Genomic DNA, 14,763 nt, shown 5'->3' with positions numbered 1-14,763 from the left:
AGGGCCCGTCGCCGCGGAACACGCGGTGGAGGGCCCTTCAGCGTCTCTCGAGCCCCCTGGCTGTTCCGCACCTCACACTCCCTAGGGAATGGCGTCGGTACGGAGCATGTTGGAGCGGTAGACGGAGAGGGGTGCGGACGTGGACTTCTTGCTGCACAACGGTGTCACGGTGCTCGGACAGTGGATTTCCTTCGCCGAGCTGGCGGGGCAGATCTTCGCGCTGGCCGTGGTCTTCCTGGCGCAACGCCGCACGTTGTGGACGTGGCCGGTGCAGGTCGGCGCCACCGTGCTGCTGTTCTCGGTCTACCTCTCCGCGCATCTCGGCGGCCTCGCGACCAGGCAGATCGCGATCCTCGTCATCTCGATCTACGGCTGGTGGGCCTGGTCCCGCCGCAGCGACCCGGTCTACGGCGTCGTCGTCCGCAAGGGCACGCTCCGCGAGCGCCTGGCGATGATCGGCGCGTTCGCGATCGGCACCACCGCGATGGCGCTGGTCCTCGACGCGCTGAACGCCTCGTGGGCGCCGTGGCCGGACGCCGCGATCTTCGTCGGCACGCTGGTCGCCTTCGCCGCGCAGGGCGCGGGACTGGTCGAGTTCTGGCTGGTCTGGTTGGTCGTCGACGCGATCGGCGTCCCGCTGCAGCTGTCCTCGGGCCTGTACTTCTCCGCGGCGGTCTACATCGTGTTCGCCGGGCTGGTCGTGCACGGCTGGTGGAGCTGGAACCGGACCGCGAAGCAGGTCCGCACCGCTCCGGCCGCGGTCACTTCAGCCTCCGTCTGACCCGCGTTCGTCCTCTGGATGCGGTAGTTGGTCTTACGAACCATCGCATCCAGAGGACGAAAGGCGCAGGGGTCAGCGCATGGTCGCGTGGGAGGGCTTGAGGTCGGCGAGGGTGCGGACGCCCAGCAGCTGCATCGTCCGGACCATCTCGGCGCGCAGGATGTCCACGCACCGCTGAACCCCGCGCTCGCCGCCGGCCATCAGGCCGTAGAGGAACGCGCGCCCGATGAGCACCGCGTCCGCCCCGCGCGCGATCGCGGCCACGATGTCGCCGCCGGAGAGGATGCCGGTGTCGATCCACACCTCGGCGTCGCCCTGGATCTCGTCGAGCACCGCGGGCAGCAGTTCGATCGGCGTCGGTGCCCGGTCGAGCTGACGGCCGCCGTGGTTGGACAGCAGCACCGCGTCGGCGCCGTGCTTGACCACGTCACGCGCGTCGTCGACGTTCTGGATCCCCTTCACCACGAGCTTGCCCGGCCAGGTCTGGCGGACCCAGTCGAGGTCGTCGAAGTTCAGGGTCGGGTCGAAGAGCTGGTTGAGCAGTTCGGCGACCGTGCCGTCGAATTGGCTCAGCGAGGCGAACGTCAGCGGCTCGGTGGTCAGCAGGTTGAACCACCACGCCGGGTGCATCGCCCCGTCGACGAAGGTCTTGAGGGTGAGCGCGGGCGGGATGGTCAGGCCGTTGCGAACGTCGCGCAGCCGCGCGCCCGCGACCGGCGTGTCCACCGTCAGCATGAGCGTGTCGAAGCCCGCCGCCCAGGCGCGATTCATCAGATCTTCGCCCGCTTTGTGGTCGCGCCAGACGTAGAGCTGGAACCACTTGCGCGCCTCCGGAGCGGCCGCGGCGAGGTCTTCGATCGACGTCGTCGCCATCGTCGACAGCCCCATCGGGATGCCGTTGCGCTGCGCGACGCGGGCCACCGCGGCCTCGCCCTCGTGGTTCATCATGCGGGTGAACCCGGTCGGCGCGAACGCGAACGGCAGCTCCGAACGCTTGCCGAGGATCTCCTTGCCGGTGTCCACATCGGACACGCCGCGCAGGACGTTCGGGTGGAATTCCACGCTGCGGAAGGCCTGCCGGGCGCGGCGGAGGCTGTCCTCCAGCTCCGCGGCGCCGTCGGTGTAGTCGAACGCCGCCCGCGGCGTGCGCTTGCGGGCGAGCATCCGCAGGTCGGCGATCGTGTGCGCGCCCGCCAGCCGCCGGTCGGTCGGGTTGAGCACGATCGGCTTCGGCCGCAGGATCTGCTTCAGCTCACTCGGCTTCGGCAGTCGACGCTTGGTCACACTCACTCACCCTTCCCGCAAACATCCGATGTCTCACCCTAGCCCGTCCGGCCCAGGACGCAATGAACGGTCCGTTCCTCGCGAATTTCGCAAGGAACGGACCGTTCATGGCATCGCTACGCGCTGCCGGAGTCCGACAGCTGCGGACCCGCGGCGGCGACGTCGTCGAGGCGGTACTCGCGCGCCGCCTCGGCCACCTTCGCCCGGTCGAACTCGCCACGCTTGGCGAGCGCGCTCAGCGTGCCGACCACGATCGACTGGGCGTCGACCAGGAACTTCCGCCGGGCGGCCGGGCGGGTGTCGGAGAACCCGAACCCGTCGGTGCCCAGCGTCAGCATGTCGTTCGGCACCCAGGGGCGGATGAGGTCCGGCACGGCGCGCATCCAGTCCGAAACCGCGACGACCGGCCCGTTCGCGCCGGACAGCTTCTGCGTGACGTACGGCACACGCGGGGAGTCGCCCGGGTGGAGCAGGTTGTCGTGGTCGGCCTCGACGGCCTCGCGCCGCAGCTCGGTCCACGACGTGGCCGACCACACGGCCGCGCGTACGCCCCACTCCTCGGCCAGCATCCGCTGGGCACGGAGCGCGTCCGGCATGGTGACACCGGAGACCAGGATCTGCGCCTCCGGGCCTTCGCCCGACGGCGCGTCGGCGTACTTGTAGAGACCCTTGAGCAGGCCGTCGACGTCGAGGTTCTCGGGCTCGGCGGGCTGCTGGTAGGGCTCGTTGTAGATCGTCATGTAGTAGAAGATGTTCTCGCCGTTGCCGTCCGGCCCGGTCTCGCCGTACATCCGGCGCAGACCGTCCCGCACGATGTGGGCGATCTCGAACGACCACGCCGCGTCGTAGGCGACGACGGCCGGGTTGGTCGCCGCCAGCAGCAGCGAGTGCCCGTCGGCGTGCTGCAGGCCCTCACCGGTCAGCGTGGTGCGGCCGGCGGTGGCGCCGAGCACGAACCCGCGGGCCATCTGGTCCGCCGCCGCGTAGAGGCCGTCACCGGTCCGCTGGAACCCGAACATCGAGTAGAAGATGTAGATCGGGATCATCGGCTCGCCGTGCGTGGCGTACGAGGTGCCGACGGCGGTGAACGACGCGGTCGATCCCGCCTCGTTGATGCCCTCGTGCAGGATGACGCCCTTTTCGGACTCCTTGTAGGCCAGCATCAGGCTCGCGTCGACCGACGTGTACGTCTGGCCGTGCGGGTTGTAGATCTTGGCCGTCGGGAACATCGAGTCGAGACCGAAGGTGCGCGCCTCGTCCGGGATGATCGGGACGATCCGCTTGCCGATCTCGGAGTCCTTCGCCAGCTCGCGGACGAGCCGGACGAACGCCATCGTGGTGGCGACCTCCTGCTTGCCCGAGCCCTTGCGGATGCCTTCGTAGACCTTGTCGCCGGGCAGCACGAGAGCCTTCGACGCCTTCGGGCGGCGCTCCGGCAGGAAGCCGCCGAGCGCCTTCCGGCGGCCGATCATGTACTCGATCTCCGGCGATTCCTTGCCGGGGTGGTAGTACGGCGGCAGCTTCGGGTCGCGCTCGAGCTCCTCGTCGCTGATCGGGATGCGCTGGGCGTCCCGGAACAGCTTGAGGTCGTCGAGGGTGAGCTTCTTCATCTGGTGCGTGGCGTTGCGGCCCTCGAAGGACGGGCCGAGGCCGTAACCCTTGATGGTGTGGGCGAGGATCACCGTCGGCTGGCCGTGGTGCTCCAGCGCCGACTTGTAGGCCGCGTAGACCTTGCGGTAGTCGTGCCCGCCGCGCTTGAGGTTCCAGACGTCGGCGTCGGTGAGGTCCTTGACCAGCTCCTTGGTCCGCGGGTCGCGGCCGAAGAAGTGCTCGCGGACGAAGGCGCCGTCGTTGGCCTTGTAGGTCTGGAAATCGCCGTCCGGCGTGGTGTTCATCAGGTTGACCAGCGCGCCGTCACGGTCCGCGTGCAGCAGCGAGTCCCACTCGCGGCCCCAGATGACCTTGATGACGTTCCAGCCGGCGCCGCGGAAGTACGACTCCAGCTCCTGGATGATCTTGCCGTTGCCGCGCACCGGGCCGTCGAGTCGCTGCAGGTTGCAGTTGATCACGAAGGTCAGGTTGTCGAGGCCCTCGCCGGCGGCCACGTGGATGAGGCCGCGCGATTCCGGCTCGTCCATCTCGCCGTCGCCGAGGAACGCCCAGACGTGCTGGTCGCTGGTGTCCTTGATGCCGCGGTCACGCAGGTAGCGGTTGAACCGGGCCTGGTAGATCGCGTTCATCGGGCCGAGGCCCATGGACACGGTCGGGTTCTCCCAGAACTCCGGCATCAGCCGCGGGTGCGGGTACGACGGGAGGCCGCCGCCCTCGCCGGCGTGCGAGAACTCCTGGCGGAAGCCGTCCAGCTGGTTCTCGGTCAGCCTGCCCTCGAGGAACGCGCGGGCGTAGATGCCGGGGGAGGCGTGCCCCTGGATGAAGATCTGGTCGCCGCCGCCCGAGTGGTCCTTGCCGCGGAAGAAGTGGTTGAAGCCCACTTCGTACAGCGCCGCGGACGAGCCGTAGGTCGAGATGTGCCCGCCGACGCCGACGCCGGGACGCTGCGCGCGGTGCACCATGATCGCGGCGTTCCACCGGATGTAGGCGCGGTAGCGGCGCTCGATCTCCTCGTCACCGGGGAACCAGGGTTCGTTCTCGGTGGGGATGGTGTTGACGTAGTCCGTCGACGTCAGCGCCGGGACGCCGACGTGACGTTCCCTGGCCCGCTCGAGGATGCGCAGCATCAGGTAACGGGCGCGCTGCTGACCACCCCTGGCCAGCGCCTCGTCGAAGGAGTCCAGCCATTCGGCGGTCTCCTCCGGGTCGATGTCGGGCAGGTGCGCCGCCAATCCGTCACGGATGACGCGGACGCGTGCCGGGGTCTCCTTGCCGGAGGCGCCGTCGTTCTGCGGGGCCAAGGGGTCTCCTTGCGAAAGGTGGTAGCTGGTTGTGCTCGTACGCGGGCGTGTTCGCCTTCCATCGTCGTCCTCCGGTTCCGTTCGCGTCACCGCTACTGATCGGTAACGTTCGCGGACCCGATTGCGACACGCCTCGCACGCGCCTGTACTCGCGCGCGCGTTTTCTCTCCCACCCTAAAGCAGGGCGTTCGGAGGTGCCCAGGCGCGCCCGGATTGACCCCGTGAGAGTGGGCCGAATGTCCGTACGCCGCGACACGAGTTGTTCAAGATCCGGTGTGGACGGTTGCGCGGAACGCTTCACCAGTGTTCGCTAACGGGCATCGTGTACCCGAGTGTGGTGCCCGCCCGGCCGATCCGGCCGACGCGACACCACGCTCCGTCGTAGTTGGAGGAGTGACAGCAGTGGTCGCCGCGGGAGACGCTGATCAGAGCAGCGTCGCCGAAAGGCTCGGGATCAAGCCGGACATGGTGGTCCAGGAGATCGGCTGGGACGAGGACGTCGACGACGACCTTCGTGCGGCGATCGAGGAACAGATCGGCGGCGACATCCTCGACGAGGACGCCGACGAGGTCATCGACGTGGTGCTGCTGTGGTGGCGCGAGGACGACGGTGATCTCGGTGACACGCTGATCGAGGTCCGGACTCCCCTGAACGAGAACGGCGTGATCTGGGTGCTGACCCCGAAGACGGGCCAGCCCGGGCATGTCGAGCCCAGTGAGATCGCCGAGGCGGTGCCGCAGGTCGGGCTGGCGCAGACGGCCAACATCAGCGCCGGTCCCAAATGGGCGGGCACGCGGCTGGTTTCGCCGAAGTCGTCCAAGACCAAGCGGTGACCTCTCCGGGCGCGCGATCGACACGATAGGGTTGTCGTCGCAGGCCCCTGTTCGCTCTTGAGAGGAAACCGCCGGTATGGCCGTCGAGGTCGGATCGCAAGCCCCGGACTTCACGCTCAACGACTACAACAAGCAGTCCGTGACGCTGTCGTCCTTCAAGGGCGAGAAGCCGGTCCTGCTCGTGTTCTACCCGTTCGCGTTCAGCGGCATCTGCACCGGCGAGCTGTGCCAGCTCCGCGACGAGTTCGCGGACTACGACGGCCAGGGCGTCCAGGTCATCGGTGTGTCCGTGGACACCCCGTTCTCGCTCAAGGCGTGGGCCGAGCAGGAGGGTTACCAGTTCCCGCTGCTTTCGGACTTCTGGCCGCACGGTGAGGTCGCGAAGGCCTACGGCGTCTTCAACGAGGCGGCCGGTCTGGCCACCCGCGGCACCTTCCTGATCGACAAGGACGGCGTCGTGCGGTTCGCCGAGGTCAACCAGCCCGGCGAGGCGCGCGACCAGCAGGCTTGGAAGAAGGCCGTGGCCTCGCTGGCCTGAGTCTTCACCGGTGGCACCCGTGCGCGGTGTCACCTCCCGGGCGCATAGCTCAGCGGGAGAGCACTCGGTTTACACCCGAGCGGTCGTAGGTTCGATCCCTACTGCGCCCACCGAAAACCCGGCGACAGCCCGGCCCGCGCGGGCTACCTTCGGCCGCATGCGCGACCTCACGTGGCGGCCACTGCGGCCCGAGGACGCCGAGGCGTCGGCCGACCTCCTCAACGCGATGGAGACCGTCGACGGGATCGGCGAGAACTACACGGCGGAGGACACCCTCCAGGAGCTGATCGACCCGTACGCGGATCTCGAGCGGGCGAGTCTCGCCGCCTTCGACGGCGACGTGATGGCCGGCTACATGAAGATCCGGTTCAAGCCGTCCGCGTCGGAGATCCACCGGGTCTTCCTCGACGGCGGAGTCCATCCCGGGTATCGCCGTCGGGGGATCGGCGCCACGCTCGTCGACGCGGGTGTGGCGGCGGCGAAGGTGGTGCACGCGCTGCACCATCCGTCGGCGAAGCTCGTGATCGACGTCAACCGGCCCGAGCGCATCGCGGGCCTGGCCGAGCTCGTCCGCTCCCGGGGGTTCGTGCCCGTGCGCTACTTCCAGCGGATGGAACACCCGCTCGGCGTTGCCGATGGCCCGGTGGTCCCTGAAGGGTTCCGTATCGAGCCGTGGTCGGAGCGGAACGACGAGGACTTCCGTGCGGTCCGGAACGAGGCTTATCGGGACTACTGGGGCTCCGTGCCGATGCCCGCCGATCTCTGGCGAAACAAGATCACCAACCAGACCTTCCGGCCCGAGGTCAGCTTTCTGCTACGTGCGGCGGGCTCCCCGGTGGGGATGTTGGTGACCATGTGCTGGGACGCGGACACGGAGGCCACCGGCGTCCGCGACGCGCACTTCATGGCGATCGGGACGCTTCGCGGGTACCGGCGGCGGGGTGTCGCCAGCGCGCTGATGGGGCACGCGCTGCGGGCCGCCACCGAGCAGGGGTACGACCGCGCGAGTTTGAACGTGGACTCGGCGGATCCTTCGGGTGCGCCCGGGGTCTTCGAGAGGGCGGGCTTCACGCCGGCCATGCGCTACGTGCGCTGGGCGCTCGAGGTCTGACCCGCCACGCATTCAGTCGGCTAAATGTGAAGCGAGGTGAGAGCCGTCCGCCTGGACACGCGTGTCGTCCATCCAGTCACACGTGTCGTCCGTCTCGTCACCCGAGACCGCCGCCTGGGGCTCCTTGGCGGCGATGGGCAGGGCGCTCGAGGCCTGACGTCGTGGCACCAGCGCTGTCGCATTTAGTCGGCTAAATGCGGCCGACACACGTGAAGGCCCCCTTCCCTCGACTGAGCCGAGGGAAGGGGGCCTTCACGCACCCCCAACACCTGTGGAACGTTTTCGGTTTCGGCGGTCTGGTCTGCCCCCTCGGCAGGCCAGACCGCCGGTGTGCGCCGCGCCGCGGGTGGCGAACTTTCGGCTACACAAGAGAAGAGGCGGTCGGGACTGCCCAGATACATCAAGATCGGCGGCCATTGGAGTGATCCGTGCCGCGAGGGGCGATCACGCAGAGCGACTAGGCGCGGATGAGCCTGTTCGCCAGGGTCGACATCGTGTAGGCCCCGATGCCCATGACGACTTCCAGGGCGTTCCGTTCGGTGTATCCGAGCCCGAAGAAGGTCCGCAGGGTCTCGTCGTCGACCGCGCCGGCGGTTTCGAGCACCGCGAGCGTGAACTGCCGGACGGCTTCCAGTCGCTCGTCCGGAACGGGCTGCTGCGAGCGGAGCGCCGCGATGATGCCGTCGTCCGCGTGCAGACCCTTCAGCTTGCCGGTGTGGATCTCGACGCACACCCCGCAGCCGTTGCGCGTCGCCACGGTCATCACGACCGTTTCCCGCGCGAGCGGGTCGAGCGTGGTCCGCTCGAAGCTCGCGCTGAGCTTCAGGAAACCGTCGAGAAGTTCCGGTGACGACGCCTGCCGGGCGACGGCGGCGGGGAGGTGGCCGAACTTCCGGATGGTCGCCTCCATCGCGCGACGCGAGGCTTCGGGCGCGGTTTCGACGGTGTGGTCGGTGAACAAGGCTTCCCCTTAAGATGGTCAACGTGGTTGACGAAAAGGTAAACCAGGTTGTCGAACAACGCAAGCCGGTTTCCGACCCGCCCGGGTACGAGCTGCCGCTCCTGCTGTTCGCGGGCTTCCGCTCGATCATCGACCGGATGCACGCCGAACTGGCCGAACAGGGACATCCCGACGTCCGCCCGGCGTACGGCTTCGCCATGCAGGCGATCGGCCGCGAGGGCGCGACGGCGAGCGAGATCGGGCGGCGGCTCGGCATCAGCAAGCAGGCGGCGGGCAAGACCGTCGACAAGCTGGAGCAGCTCGGCTACGTCGCCCGCGTCGACGACCCGGCCGACGCGCGGCGCAAGGTCGTGCGGCTCACCGGCCGCGGGTTCGACTCGCTCGGCCGGACGGCGGCGATCTTCGAGGAGCTGCGCGAGGAGTGGGCCGCCACGCTGGGCGTCGAAAGGGTCCGAGCGCTCGAAACGGACCTCCGCACGATGGCGCCCGCGGACGGCTTCCGCCTGGACGTCGCGGGCTGGTTCGGCGCCTAGAACGGGCAGCCGGGGTTGGGCGCGTCCTGCGAAAGCGGGCTCCCGTGTGGCAGCACGTAGAGCACCTCCAGCACCACCGGCGTCGTCCCGAGGTTCCGTCCGATGTGGACGGTGTCACTCGGCTCGGTGAAGACGGCGCCCTTGCGGTACAAGCCGTCGAGCCCGCAATCGGCCGAGTTGTGCGTCAGCGTGCCGGCCTTGACGTACGCGTGCAGCGTGCCGTCGTGGTAGTGCCAGCCGGTGTAGCCGCCGGGCTGGATGACGACCTCGCGCAGCACGTAATCGGTGTCCCGGACCGTCTTCTGGTGGAAGATCGTCCCGGTCACGCCGGATCCGGGCGTCGCCTCGGCCGTCGCGGGGACGGCCAGGGCGAGCACGAGGGTGGCGAGCAGTGTGGTCACGGACCGCAGGCGCATGAGCGAACCGTACCGCGATGGGCACTGCCCGAAAGGGCCGTTCATTCCGCCCGAAGCGTCCGCCTCAGCATCTTGCCGCTCTCGGTCCGCGGCAGCCGCTCGCGGAAATCGAACCGGCGCGGCGTCTTGAACCCGGCGAGCTCGGCTCGGCAGTGCTCTTCGAGCCGCTTCGCCAGCGCGGCGTCCCCGGCGATCCCCTCGACCGGTTGGATCACCGCGACGACCCGTTGTCCCCACTCGGGATCCGGTTCCCCGATCACCGCGACGTCGGCGACGTCCGGATGGCCCAGCAGCCGCGCCTCGATCTCGGCCGGGTAGATGTTCACGCCACCGGAAAGGATGAGATCCGTCCGCCGGTCGCACAGGAACACCCGCCCCGCGGCGTCGAGATAGCCGACGTCGCCGACGGTGACGAATTCGCCGGAACGCGCGGCGGCCGTCTTGCCCGGATCGTCGTGGTAGGCGAATTTCGTGTGCGCGGAACTGAAGTAGAGAGTCCCGGTCTCGCCGGTGGGGAGTTCCGAGCCGTCGTCGTCGAGGACCTTGACCCGCACGCCGTCCAGCGGGGTGCCGACGGTACCCGGCTCGGCGAGCCAATCGCGCGCGTGCACGGCCGTGATCAGGCCCTCCGACGCGCCGTAGTACTCGTGGACCACCGGTCCGAGCCAGGCGAGCATCCGCTCCTTGACCTCCTTCGGGCACGGCGCGGCGCCGTGGATGACCGAAGTCAGGCTCGACAGGTCGTACCGCGCGCGGACGTCCTCGGGCAGCCGTAGCATGCGGTGGAACATCGTCGGCACCAGATGCGTGCTCGTCACCCGGTGCTTTTCGGTCAGCCGCAACGTTTCCTCGGCGTCGAACCGGTCCATCAGCACGAGCGTGTGCCCGAGATGCAGGATCGCGGTCGAGAACATGCCCGGCGCCGCGTGGTAGAGCGGGCAGGCGACGAGATGCACGCCGTGCCCCGGCCGGACGTCCAGGCGTTCGAGGACGTTCGCGTGGATCGGGTGCAGCGCGGGCGGCCGTCCGGACAGGGCGCGCCGGACGCCTTTGGGGCGCCCCGTGGTCCCGGAGGTGTAGAGCATCGTCTGGCCCGCGGTCCGGTGCTCCGGCGCGGTGGTGGGCTGGTCCGCGCCCCAGGCCGCGTAGTCGGCCCAGCCGGGCGTCTCGCCGCGCGAAAACCGGTGCAGGCCCGCCAGTTCCGTGGTGCACGTGGTGGCGATGTCCGCGTCCGCGACGGCGACCTTGGCGCCGCTGTTGGCCGCGATGTAGGCGATCTCGCCCGGTGAGGACCGGTGGTTGACCGGGGTGAAGTACATCCCCGCCTGCAAGGTCGCCAGCAGGAGCTCGTAGTAGGCGAGTCCATTGTGGATGATCGCGACGACGCCGTCGCCTTCGCCGAGGCCGAGGGCGCGCAAGGCGTGGGTCAGCTGATTCGCGCGCGCCGACAGCTCGCCGAAGGTGGTCTCGCGCCCGTCGACGTCGATCACCGCGACGCGGCCGGGATCGTGGGCGGCGATCTCGTAGAACGTGCTCATTCGGGGCACCTCAGACTTTCCAGATGCCGCCGGAGCACCGTGCGCATCAGCTCCGGCGGCGTCCTGCCCGTCGACAACGCGAGCCCGTCCAGCAGCGCGGCCAGCCGCTCGGTCTCCACGGCCAGGTCGAGGCCGTCGAGGAGGCCGCCCGCTTCGTTCGCGCCGTCGAGCACCCGCCGGACGAGGGCGCGGACTCCCTCGTACATGCGGACGGCCTCCTCGGCGAGGTCCGGGCGGTTCTTCGCGGCGGCCGAAAACGCCAGCCAGACGTCGGTTTCGGCCCGGGTCTGCTCGGTGAGCGGGAGCAGCTCGCCGAGTAGCGCTTCGGTGATCTCCTGCCGCCGTGAGCGCGGTGTCGCGGGGTCGAGCAGATCGGGAAGATGCCCCAGCAGTCTCGCTTCGAGCCGGTCGCCGAGTGACCTCATGGCGAACACGATCAGCTCGTCGTGGCCGCGGAAGTAGTGCCGCACCGAACCGATCGCGAGACCGGCCTCCTCGGCCACGCTCCGGAGCGACGCCTGCGCGAGACCGTCGCGCTGGATCACCCGGAAGACGGCTTCGGCTATCTCCAGGCGCCGGGCGTCGGGATCGACGATCTTGGGCATGTTGCCTTTATAGCACGGCCTTGCTATTTTATTTGGCACAGGCATGCTACAAAGGGGGAGATTCGATGCGGACCTGGTTGCTGATCGCGCTGGTCGTCGCGGTGGTTGTCGTGATCGTCGTGCGCAGGTTGCGTGGGGAGCCGCTGGTAGCCCGCGATGTGTTCGGGGGGCCGGTGATCCTGCTCGCGATCGGTGTCTACGGCCTGACCAAGCTGGAGCACTTCACCTTCACCGACGGTGCCTGGCTCGTGCTGGGCTCCGTGGTCGGCTGCGTCCTCGGCGCCGTCCGCGCCACCACCACGAAGCTCTTCGAGCGCGACGGCGTCCTGTGGCTGCGCTACACCGGCTGGACGTTCGGCGTCTGGGTGCTGTCGATGCTGGTGAACTTCGGGGTCGGCTTCCTGGCCACGATGGCCGGCGCGCATCCCGACGCGCGGCCGGTGACGCTGTCGATCGGCGTCAGCCTGCTGGGGGAGGCGTTGGTGCTCGGTATGCGCGCGAAGACGACGGGGCTGCCGTACGCCCCGCCGTCCGAGTCGGTGCTCTCGCGCCGCTAGGCCAGTTTCCCGACCTCGCCGACGAGGAGGGCGATGTCGTCTTCGGTGTTGAAGTAGTGCACCGAAGACCGGACGAGTGGTGGCAATCCACGCTCGACGAAATCGAACTGGGCGGACGTAGCTTCCGTGACGCTGACGTTGATCTTCGCCGCCGCCAGGTGCCGCTTCACTTCCTGCGACGGTGTTTTCGCCACGCTGAACGTGACGATCCCGCACTGCCGCGTGCCTTGGTCGTGGACGCGGACGCCGGGAATCTCGCGCAGCGCGTCGCGCAATTTCGCCGCGAGGGCGGCGACGCGGGCTTCGATGGCGGGCATGCCCCATTCGAGGGCGTAGTCGATCGCCGCGCCGAGACCGTGCAGGGCGGCGTGATCGCGTTCCCAGACCTCGAACATCTTCGCCGTCGGATCGACTTCGTAGGTTTCGGGCGCGGTCCACGCGGCCGAGTGAAGGTCGAGCATCGCGGGCTCGACGCGCTCGCGCAGCCGCGGGTGCGCGTAGAGGAACCCGGTGCCCCGCGGCCCGCGCAGGTACTTGCGGCCGGTGACGCTGAGGGCGTCGCAGTTCAGGCGTGCGACGTCGAGGTCGAGCTGGCCGGCGCTCTGGCACGCGTCCAGCAGGAACGGGATCCCGGCCTCGCGCGCGACCGCGCCGATCTCTTCGGCGGGGTTCACCAGGCCGCCCTGGGTGGGCACGTGGGAGACGGCGATCAGTTTGACGTCGCCGTCGACACGGCGCTTGAGGTCTTCGACGTCCAGCTGCCCGGACTCGTCGTTCTCGACCACCTCGATGACGGCGCCGGTGCGCTTCGCGATCTGCAGGAACGAGATGACGTTGCTCGCATACTCGGATTTCGCCGTCAGGATCCGGTCTCCCGCGGCGAACGGCAGCGCGTAGAAGATCGCCTGCCAGGAGCGGGTCGCGTTGTCGGTCAGGGCGATGTCTTCGGGATCCGCGCCGACGAGGCGGGCGGCCGAGGCGTAGACGCCGTTCATCCGCTCCGCGGTCGCCGCGGCCTGCTCGTATCCGCCGATCAGGGCTTCTTCCCGCAGGTAGCCGACGACGGTGTCGGTCACCCGTGCGGGCGGCAGCGACGAGCCGGCGTTGTTGAGGTGGACCACCTCCGCGCAGCCCGGTGTTTCGGCGCGGGCACGGCGTACATCGAAGTCCGTCATGCCTAACTGAATACAGTACGGCCGAAGTGCATGCAATACTGCACCGATGACGAGGAACCTGCTCCGGCGCGACCTCGCGGAGGAGATCACCGCCCGCGTGCTCGACGGCCGGATCGCCGCGGACAGCCGCATCAACGAGGTGCACCTCGCCCGCGAGCTGGGGGTCAGCCGGACCCCGCTGCGCGAGGCGCTGATCGGGCTGGCCGACCGCGGCCTGCTCGTCTCGGCACCGAACCGGGGTTTCCTCGTGCCGCCGTTCGATCCGGACGAGGCCCGGCAGCTGTACCCGCTGGTCGCGGAGCTCGAATCGCTCGCGTTGCGCTGGAGTTCGCCGCAGGACCTCGCCGGGCTCACCGGCGGGCTGGACCGGATCGCCGCCGAGATGACCGCGGAACTCGCGCGACAGGGTGATTTGTCTACTTTGGACGACCGGTGGCACGCGCTGCTCGTCTCGCGCTGCACGAATCCGCATCTGCTCCGCCTGCTCGAACAGACGAAGCCGCTGTTGAAACGCTACGACGCGCGCTATTTCGGTGGCGTCGAACGCGCCAGGGAGAGTATCGAAGAGCACCACCGGATCGCCGAGGCGATCCGCGTCTCCGACCTCGCGACGGCGGTGGAGCTGCTCGTGCGGAACTGGGTGAAAACGTTGGCATATCTGGAAGACATGGGGTGACACGATGTTCGTGACGGCACATCTGAGCGACAACCATCTCGACGGCGGGGAGCGCGCCGACGAACGCACCGCGCGGGTCATGCGGTACCTGGAAAGCCTGGCGACCCCGGTCGACGCGATCCTCGTGACCGGCGACATCACCGACCACGGGACCCAGGAGGAATACGGGCGCGCGGCCGAGCTCTTCAAGACCGACGTCCCGCTCTTCGTCTGCCCCGGCAACCACGACAAGCGCGGCCCGTTCCGCGAAGGGCTGCTCGGCCAGACGCCGGACGACGCCCCGGTCAACGCGGCGCACACCGTCGGCGACGTCACGTTCGTCATGGCCGATTCGACCATCCCCGGCAAGCCCGACGGGCAGTTCGACGACGAGACCATGGCCTGGCTGGACGCCGTGCTGGGCGACGGCGACGGCCCGGCCTTCATCGCCTTCCACCACCCGCCGGTCGCGCTCGGGCTGCCGTTGGTGGACGCGATGCGCCAGTACGGTGAGGAAAAGCTGGCCGAGGTGCTCGCGCGCCACCCGCGCGTGGTCGCCCTGCTCTGCGGGCACGTCCACGCCGCGGCGTCGACGACGTTCGCGGGGGTGCCGCTGCGGTCCGCGCCGTCGGTCGGGTCGAGCATCCTGTTCCCGTGGGAGCAGAACGGGCTGAGGTCCTGGGGCGAGGGCGGCCCGGTCGACTACGACCTGCCGCCGTCGCTGCTTTTCCACGTGCTGCACGAAGACGGCAGGCTGACCACGCACCAGCGGGTCGTGCCGGCCTGACGAGGAGTCAGGCGAGGTGGCCGTGTCGCGAAAGCCACTTTCGGGACACCAGACGTCCCGAAAGTGGCTTTCGCGA

The 14,763-nt window shown here is 69.1% G+C and carries 15 protein-coding genes and 1 tRNA gene; 9 read left to right on the top strand and 7 right to left on the bottom strand.

The window, feature by feature from the left end:
• The first annotated feature begins 139 nt into the window (after window positions 1-139).
• Entirely contained in the window at window positions 140-781 is a 642-nt protein-coding gene (locus ACZ1DY_RS30920; protein ID WP_465481750.1) for a nicotinamide mononucleotide transporter family protein, read from the top strand.
• Window positions 782-853: 72 nt separating this feature from the next.
• Here ACZ1DY_RS30920 and ACZ1DY_RS30915 read toward each other — a convergent pair whose 3' ends face one another.
• Together ACZ1DY_RS30915 and aceE are read right to left on the bottom strand one after the other, a co-directional pair.
• Entirely contained in the window at window positions 854-2,065 is a 1,212-nt protein-coding gene (locus ACZ1DY_RS30915) for an alpha-hydroxy acid oxidase (protein ID WP_126736010.1), read from the bottom strand.
• A 116-nt stretch (window positions 2,066-2,181) separates the two neighbouring features.
• Window positions 2,182-4,977 (bottom strand): pyruvate dehydrogenase (acetyl-transferring), homodimeric type, encoded by a 2,796-nt coding sequence (aceE, locus tag ACZ1DY_RS30910; RefSeq protein ID WP_257485287.1) that lies wholly within the window; start codon window positions 4,975-4,977, stop codon window positions 2,182-2,184.
• A gap of 402 nt (window positions 4,978-5,379) precedes the next feature.
• On the opposite strand from aceE, the gene ACZ1DY_RS30905 reads away from it, so the two are divergent.
• The 4 genes from ACZ1DY_RS30905 to ACZ1DY_RS30890 all read left to right on the top strand — a co-directional run bounded on the left by ACZ1DY_RS30905 (window position 5,380) and on the right by ACZ1DY_RS30890 (window position 7,460).
• The gene (locus tag ACZ1DY_RS30905) at window positions 5,380-5,811 is read left to right on the top strand and encodes a DUF3052 domain-containing protein (protein WP_034311133.1); all 432 of its coding nucleotides are present in this window, start codon (window positions 5,380-5,382) and stop codon (window positions 5,809-5,811) included.
• A 76-nt stretch (window positions 5,812-5,887) separates the two neighbouring features.
• Window positions 5,888-6,349, top strand: a complete 462-nt coding sequence (locus tag ACZ1DY_RS30900; protein ID WP_037342406.1) for a peroxiredoxin — start codon at window positions 5,888-5,890, stop codon at window positions 6,347-6,349.
• Between the two features lie 38 nt (window positions 6,350-6,387).
• A tRNA-Val gene (locus ACZ1DY_RS30895) sits at window positions 6,388-6,459 on the top strand.
• A 47-nt stretch (window positions 6,460-6,506) separates the two neighbouring features.
• Window positions 6,507-7,460 (top strand): GNAT family N-acetyltransferase, encoded by a 954-nt coding sequence (locus tag ACZ1DY_RS30890; protein WP_465481749.1) that lies wholly within the window; start codon window positions 6,507-6,509, stop codon window positions 7,458-7,460.
• A 457-nt stretch (window positions 7,461-7,917) separates the two neighbouring features.
• On the opposite strand, the gene ACZ1DY_RS30885 is transcribed toward ACZ1DY_RS30890, so the two are convergent.
• Window positions 7,918-8,421, bottom strand: coding sequence for a carboxymuconolactone decarboxylase family protein (locus ACZ1DY_RS30885; RefSeq protein WP_465481748.1), 504 nt, complete (start codon window positions 8,419-8,421; stop codon window positions 7,918-7,920).
• 14 nt (window positions 8,422-8,435) lie between these two features.
• Here ACZ1DY_RS30885 and ACZ1DY_RS30880 point away from each other — a divergent pair, with 14 nt between their 5' ends.
• Entirely contained in the window at window positions 8,436-8,954 is a 519-nt protein-coding gene (locus ACZ1DY_RS30880; protein WP_465481747.1) for a MarR family winged helix-turn-helix transcriptional regulator, read from the top strand.
• Here ACZ1DY_RS30880 and ACZ1DY_RS30875 read toward each other — a convergent pair.
• From ACZ1DY_RS30875 to ACZ1DY_RS30865, 3 genes are read right to left on the bottom strand one after another with little or no spacing between them, the layout of a single operon-like run.
• Window positions 8,951-9,370 carry a cupin domain-containing protein gene (locus ACZ1DY_RS30875; protein ID WP_465481746.1) on the bottom strand — a complete coding sequence of 140 codons (420 nt, stop codon included), beginning with the start codon at window positions 9,368-9,370 and terminating at the stop codon, window positions 8,951-8,953. The two genes, ACZ1DY_RS30880 and ACZ1DY_RS30875, sit on opposite strands and share 4 nt — an antisense overlap.
• 41 nt (window positions 9,371-9,411) lie before the next feature.
• The gene (locus tag ACZ1DY_RS30870) at window positions 9,412-10,908 is read right to left on the bottom strand and encodes an AMP-binding protein (RefSeq protein ID WP_465481745.1); all 1,497 of its coding nucleotides are present in this window, start codon (window positions 10,906-10,908) and stop codon (window positions 9,412-9,414) included.
• Window positions 10,905-11,513 carry a TetR/AcrR family transcriptional regulator gene (locus tag ACZ1DY_RS30865; protein WP_192741052.1) on the bottom strand — a complete coding sequence of 203 codons (609 nt, stop codon included), beginning with the start codon at window positions 11,511-11,513 and terminating at the stop codon, window positions 10,905-10,907. Before ACZ1DY_RS30865 ends, ACZ1DY_RS30870 begins: the two co-directional genes overlap by 4 nt.
• 65 nt (window positions 11,514-11,578) lie before the next feature.
• Here ACZ1DY_RS30865 and ACZ1DY_RS30860 point away from each other — a divergent pair, with 65 nt between their 5' ends.
• A complete protein-coding gene (locus ACZ1DY_RS30860; RefSeq protein WP_465481744.1) occupies window positions 11,579-12,070 on the top strand; it encodes a DUF1453 domain-containing protein in 492 nt (163 codons plus the stop codon).
• Here the strand turns inward: ACZ1DY_RS30860 and ACZ1DY_RS30855 are convergent.
• On the bottom strand, window positions 12,067-13,245 hold the full coding sequence (locus ACZ1DY_RS30855; RefSeq protein ID WP_465481743.1) for an aminotransferase class V-fold PLP-dependent enzyme: 1,179 nt from the start codon (window positions 13,243-13,245) through the stop codon (window positions 12,067-12,069). The genes ACZ1DY_RS30860 and ACZ1DY_RS30855 overlap by 4 nt on opposite strands.
• A 46-nt stretch (window positions 13,246-13,291) precedes the next feature.
• On the opposite strand from ACZ1DY_RS30855, the gene ACZ1DY_RS30850 reads away from it, so the two are divergent.
• Both ACZ1DY_RS30850 and ACZ1DY_RS30845 read left to right on the top strand, forming a co-directional pair.
• Window positions 13,292-13,921, top strand: a complete 630-nt coding sequence (locus ACZ1DY_RS30850) for a GntR family transcriptional regulator (protein WP_192741055.1) — start codon at window positions 13,292-13,294, stop codon at window positions 13,919-13,921.
• 4 nt (window positions 13,922-13,925) lie between these two features.
• Complete coding sequence (locus ACZ1DY_RS30845) at window positions 13,926-14,687, top strand: metallophosphoesterase (protein WP_465481742.1); 762 nt, start codon at window positions 13,926-13,928, stop codon at window positions 14,685-14,687.
• The last annotated feature ends 76 nt before the right edge of the window (window positions 14,688-14,763 follow it).

The organism is Amycolatopsis sp. PSD-21 (genome assembly GCF_055561455.1).
The sequence above is the reverse complement of the archived record's forward strand: the minus strand, read 5'-3'. Positions and strand labels throughout refer to the sequence as shown.

Bases quoted from the DNA above. Each gene is read 5' to 3' on its own strand.
- ACZ1DY_RS30900 (WP_037342406.1), top strand. From the start codon at position 5,888: ATGGCCGTCGAGGTCGGATCGCAAGCCCCGGACTTCACGCTCAACGAC.
- ACZ1DY_RS30865 (WP_192741052.1), bottom strand. From the start codon at position 11,513: ATGCCCAAGATCGTCGATCCCGACGCCCGGCGCCTGGAGATAGCCGAA.
- ACZ1DY_RS30855 (WP_465481743.1), bottom strand. From the start codon at position 13,245: ATGACGGACTTCGATGTACGCCGTGCCCGCGCCGAAACACCGGGCTGC.
- ACZ1DY_RS30880 (WP_465481747.1), top strand. From the start codon at position 8,436: ATGGTCAACGTGGTTGACGAAAAGGTAAACCAGGTTGTCGAACAACGC.
- ACZ1DY_RS30850 (WP_192741055.1), top strand. From the start codon at position 13,292: ATGACGAGGAACCTGCTCCGGCGCGACCTCGCGGAGGAGATCACCGCC.
- ACZ1DY_RS30890 (WP_465481749.1), top strand. From the start codon at position 6,507: ATGCGCGACCTCACGTGGCGGCCACTGCGGCCCGAGGACGCCGAGGCG.
- ACZ1DY_RS30845 (WP_465481742.1), top strand. From the start codon at position 13,926: ATGTTCGTGACGGCACATCTGAGCGACAACCATCTCGACGGCGGGGAG.
- ACZ1DY_RS30860 (WP_465481744.1), top strand. From the start codon at position 11,579: ATGCGGACCTGGTTGCTGATCGCGCTGGTCGTCGCGGTGGTTGTCGTG.
- ACZ1DY_RS30870 (WP_465481745.1), bottom strand. From the start codon at position 10,908: ATGAGCACGTTCTACGAGATCGCCGCCCACGATCCCGGCCGCGTCGCG.
- ACZ1DY_RS30875 (WP_465481746.1), bottom strand. From the start codon at position 9,370: ATGCGCCTGCGGTCCGTGACCACACTGCTCGCCACCCTCGTGCTCGCC.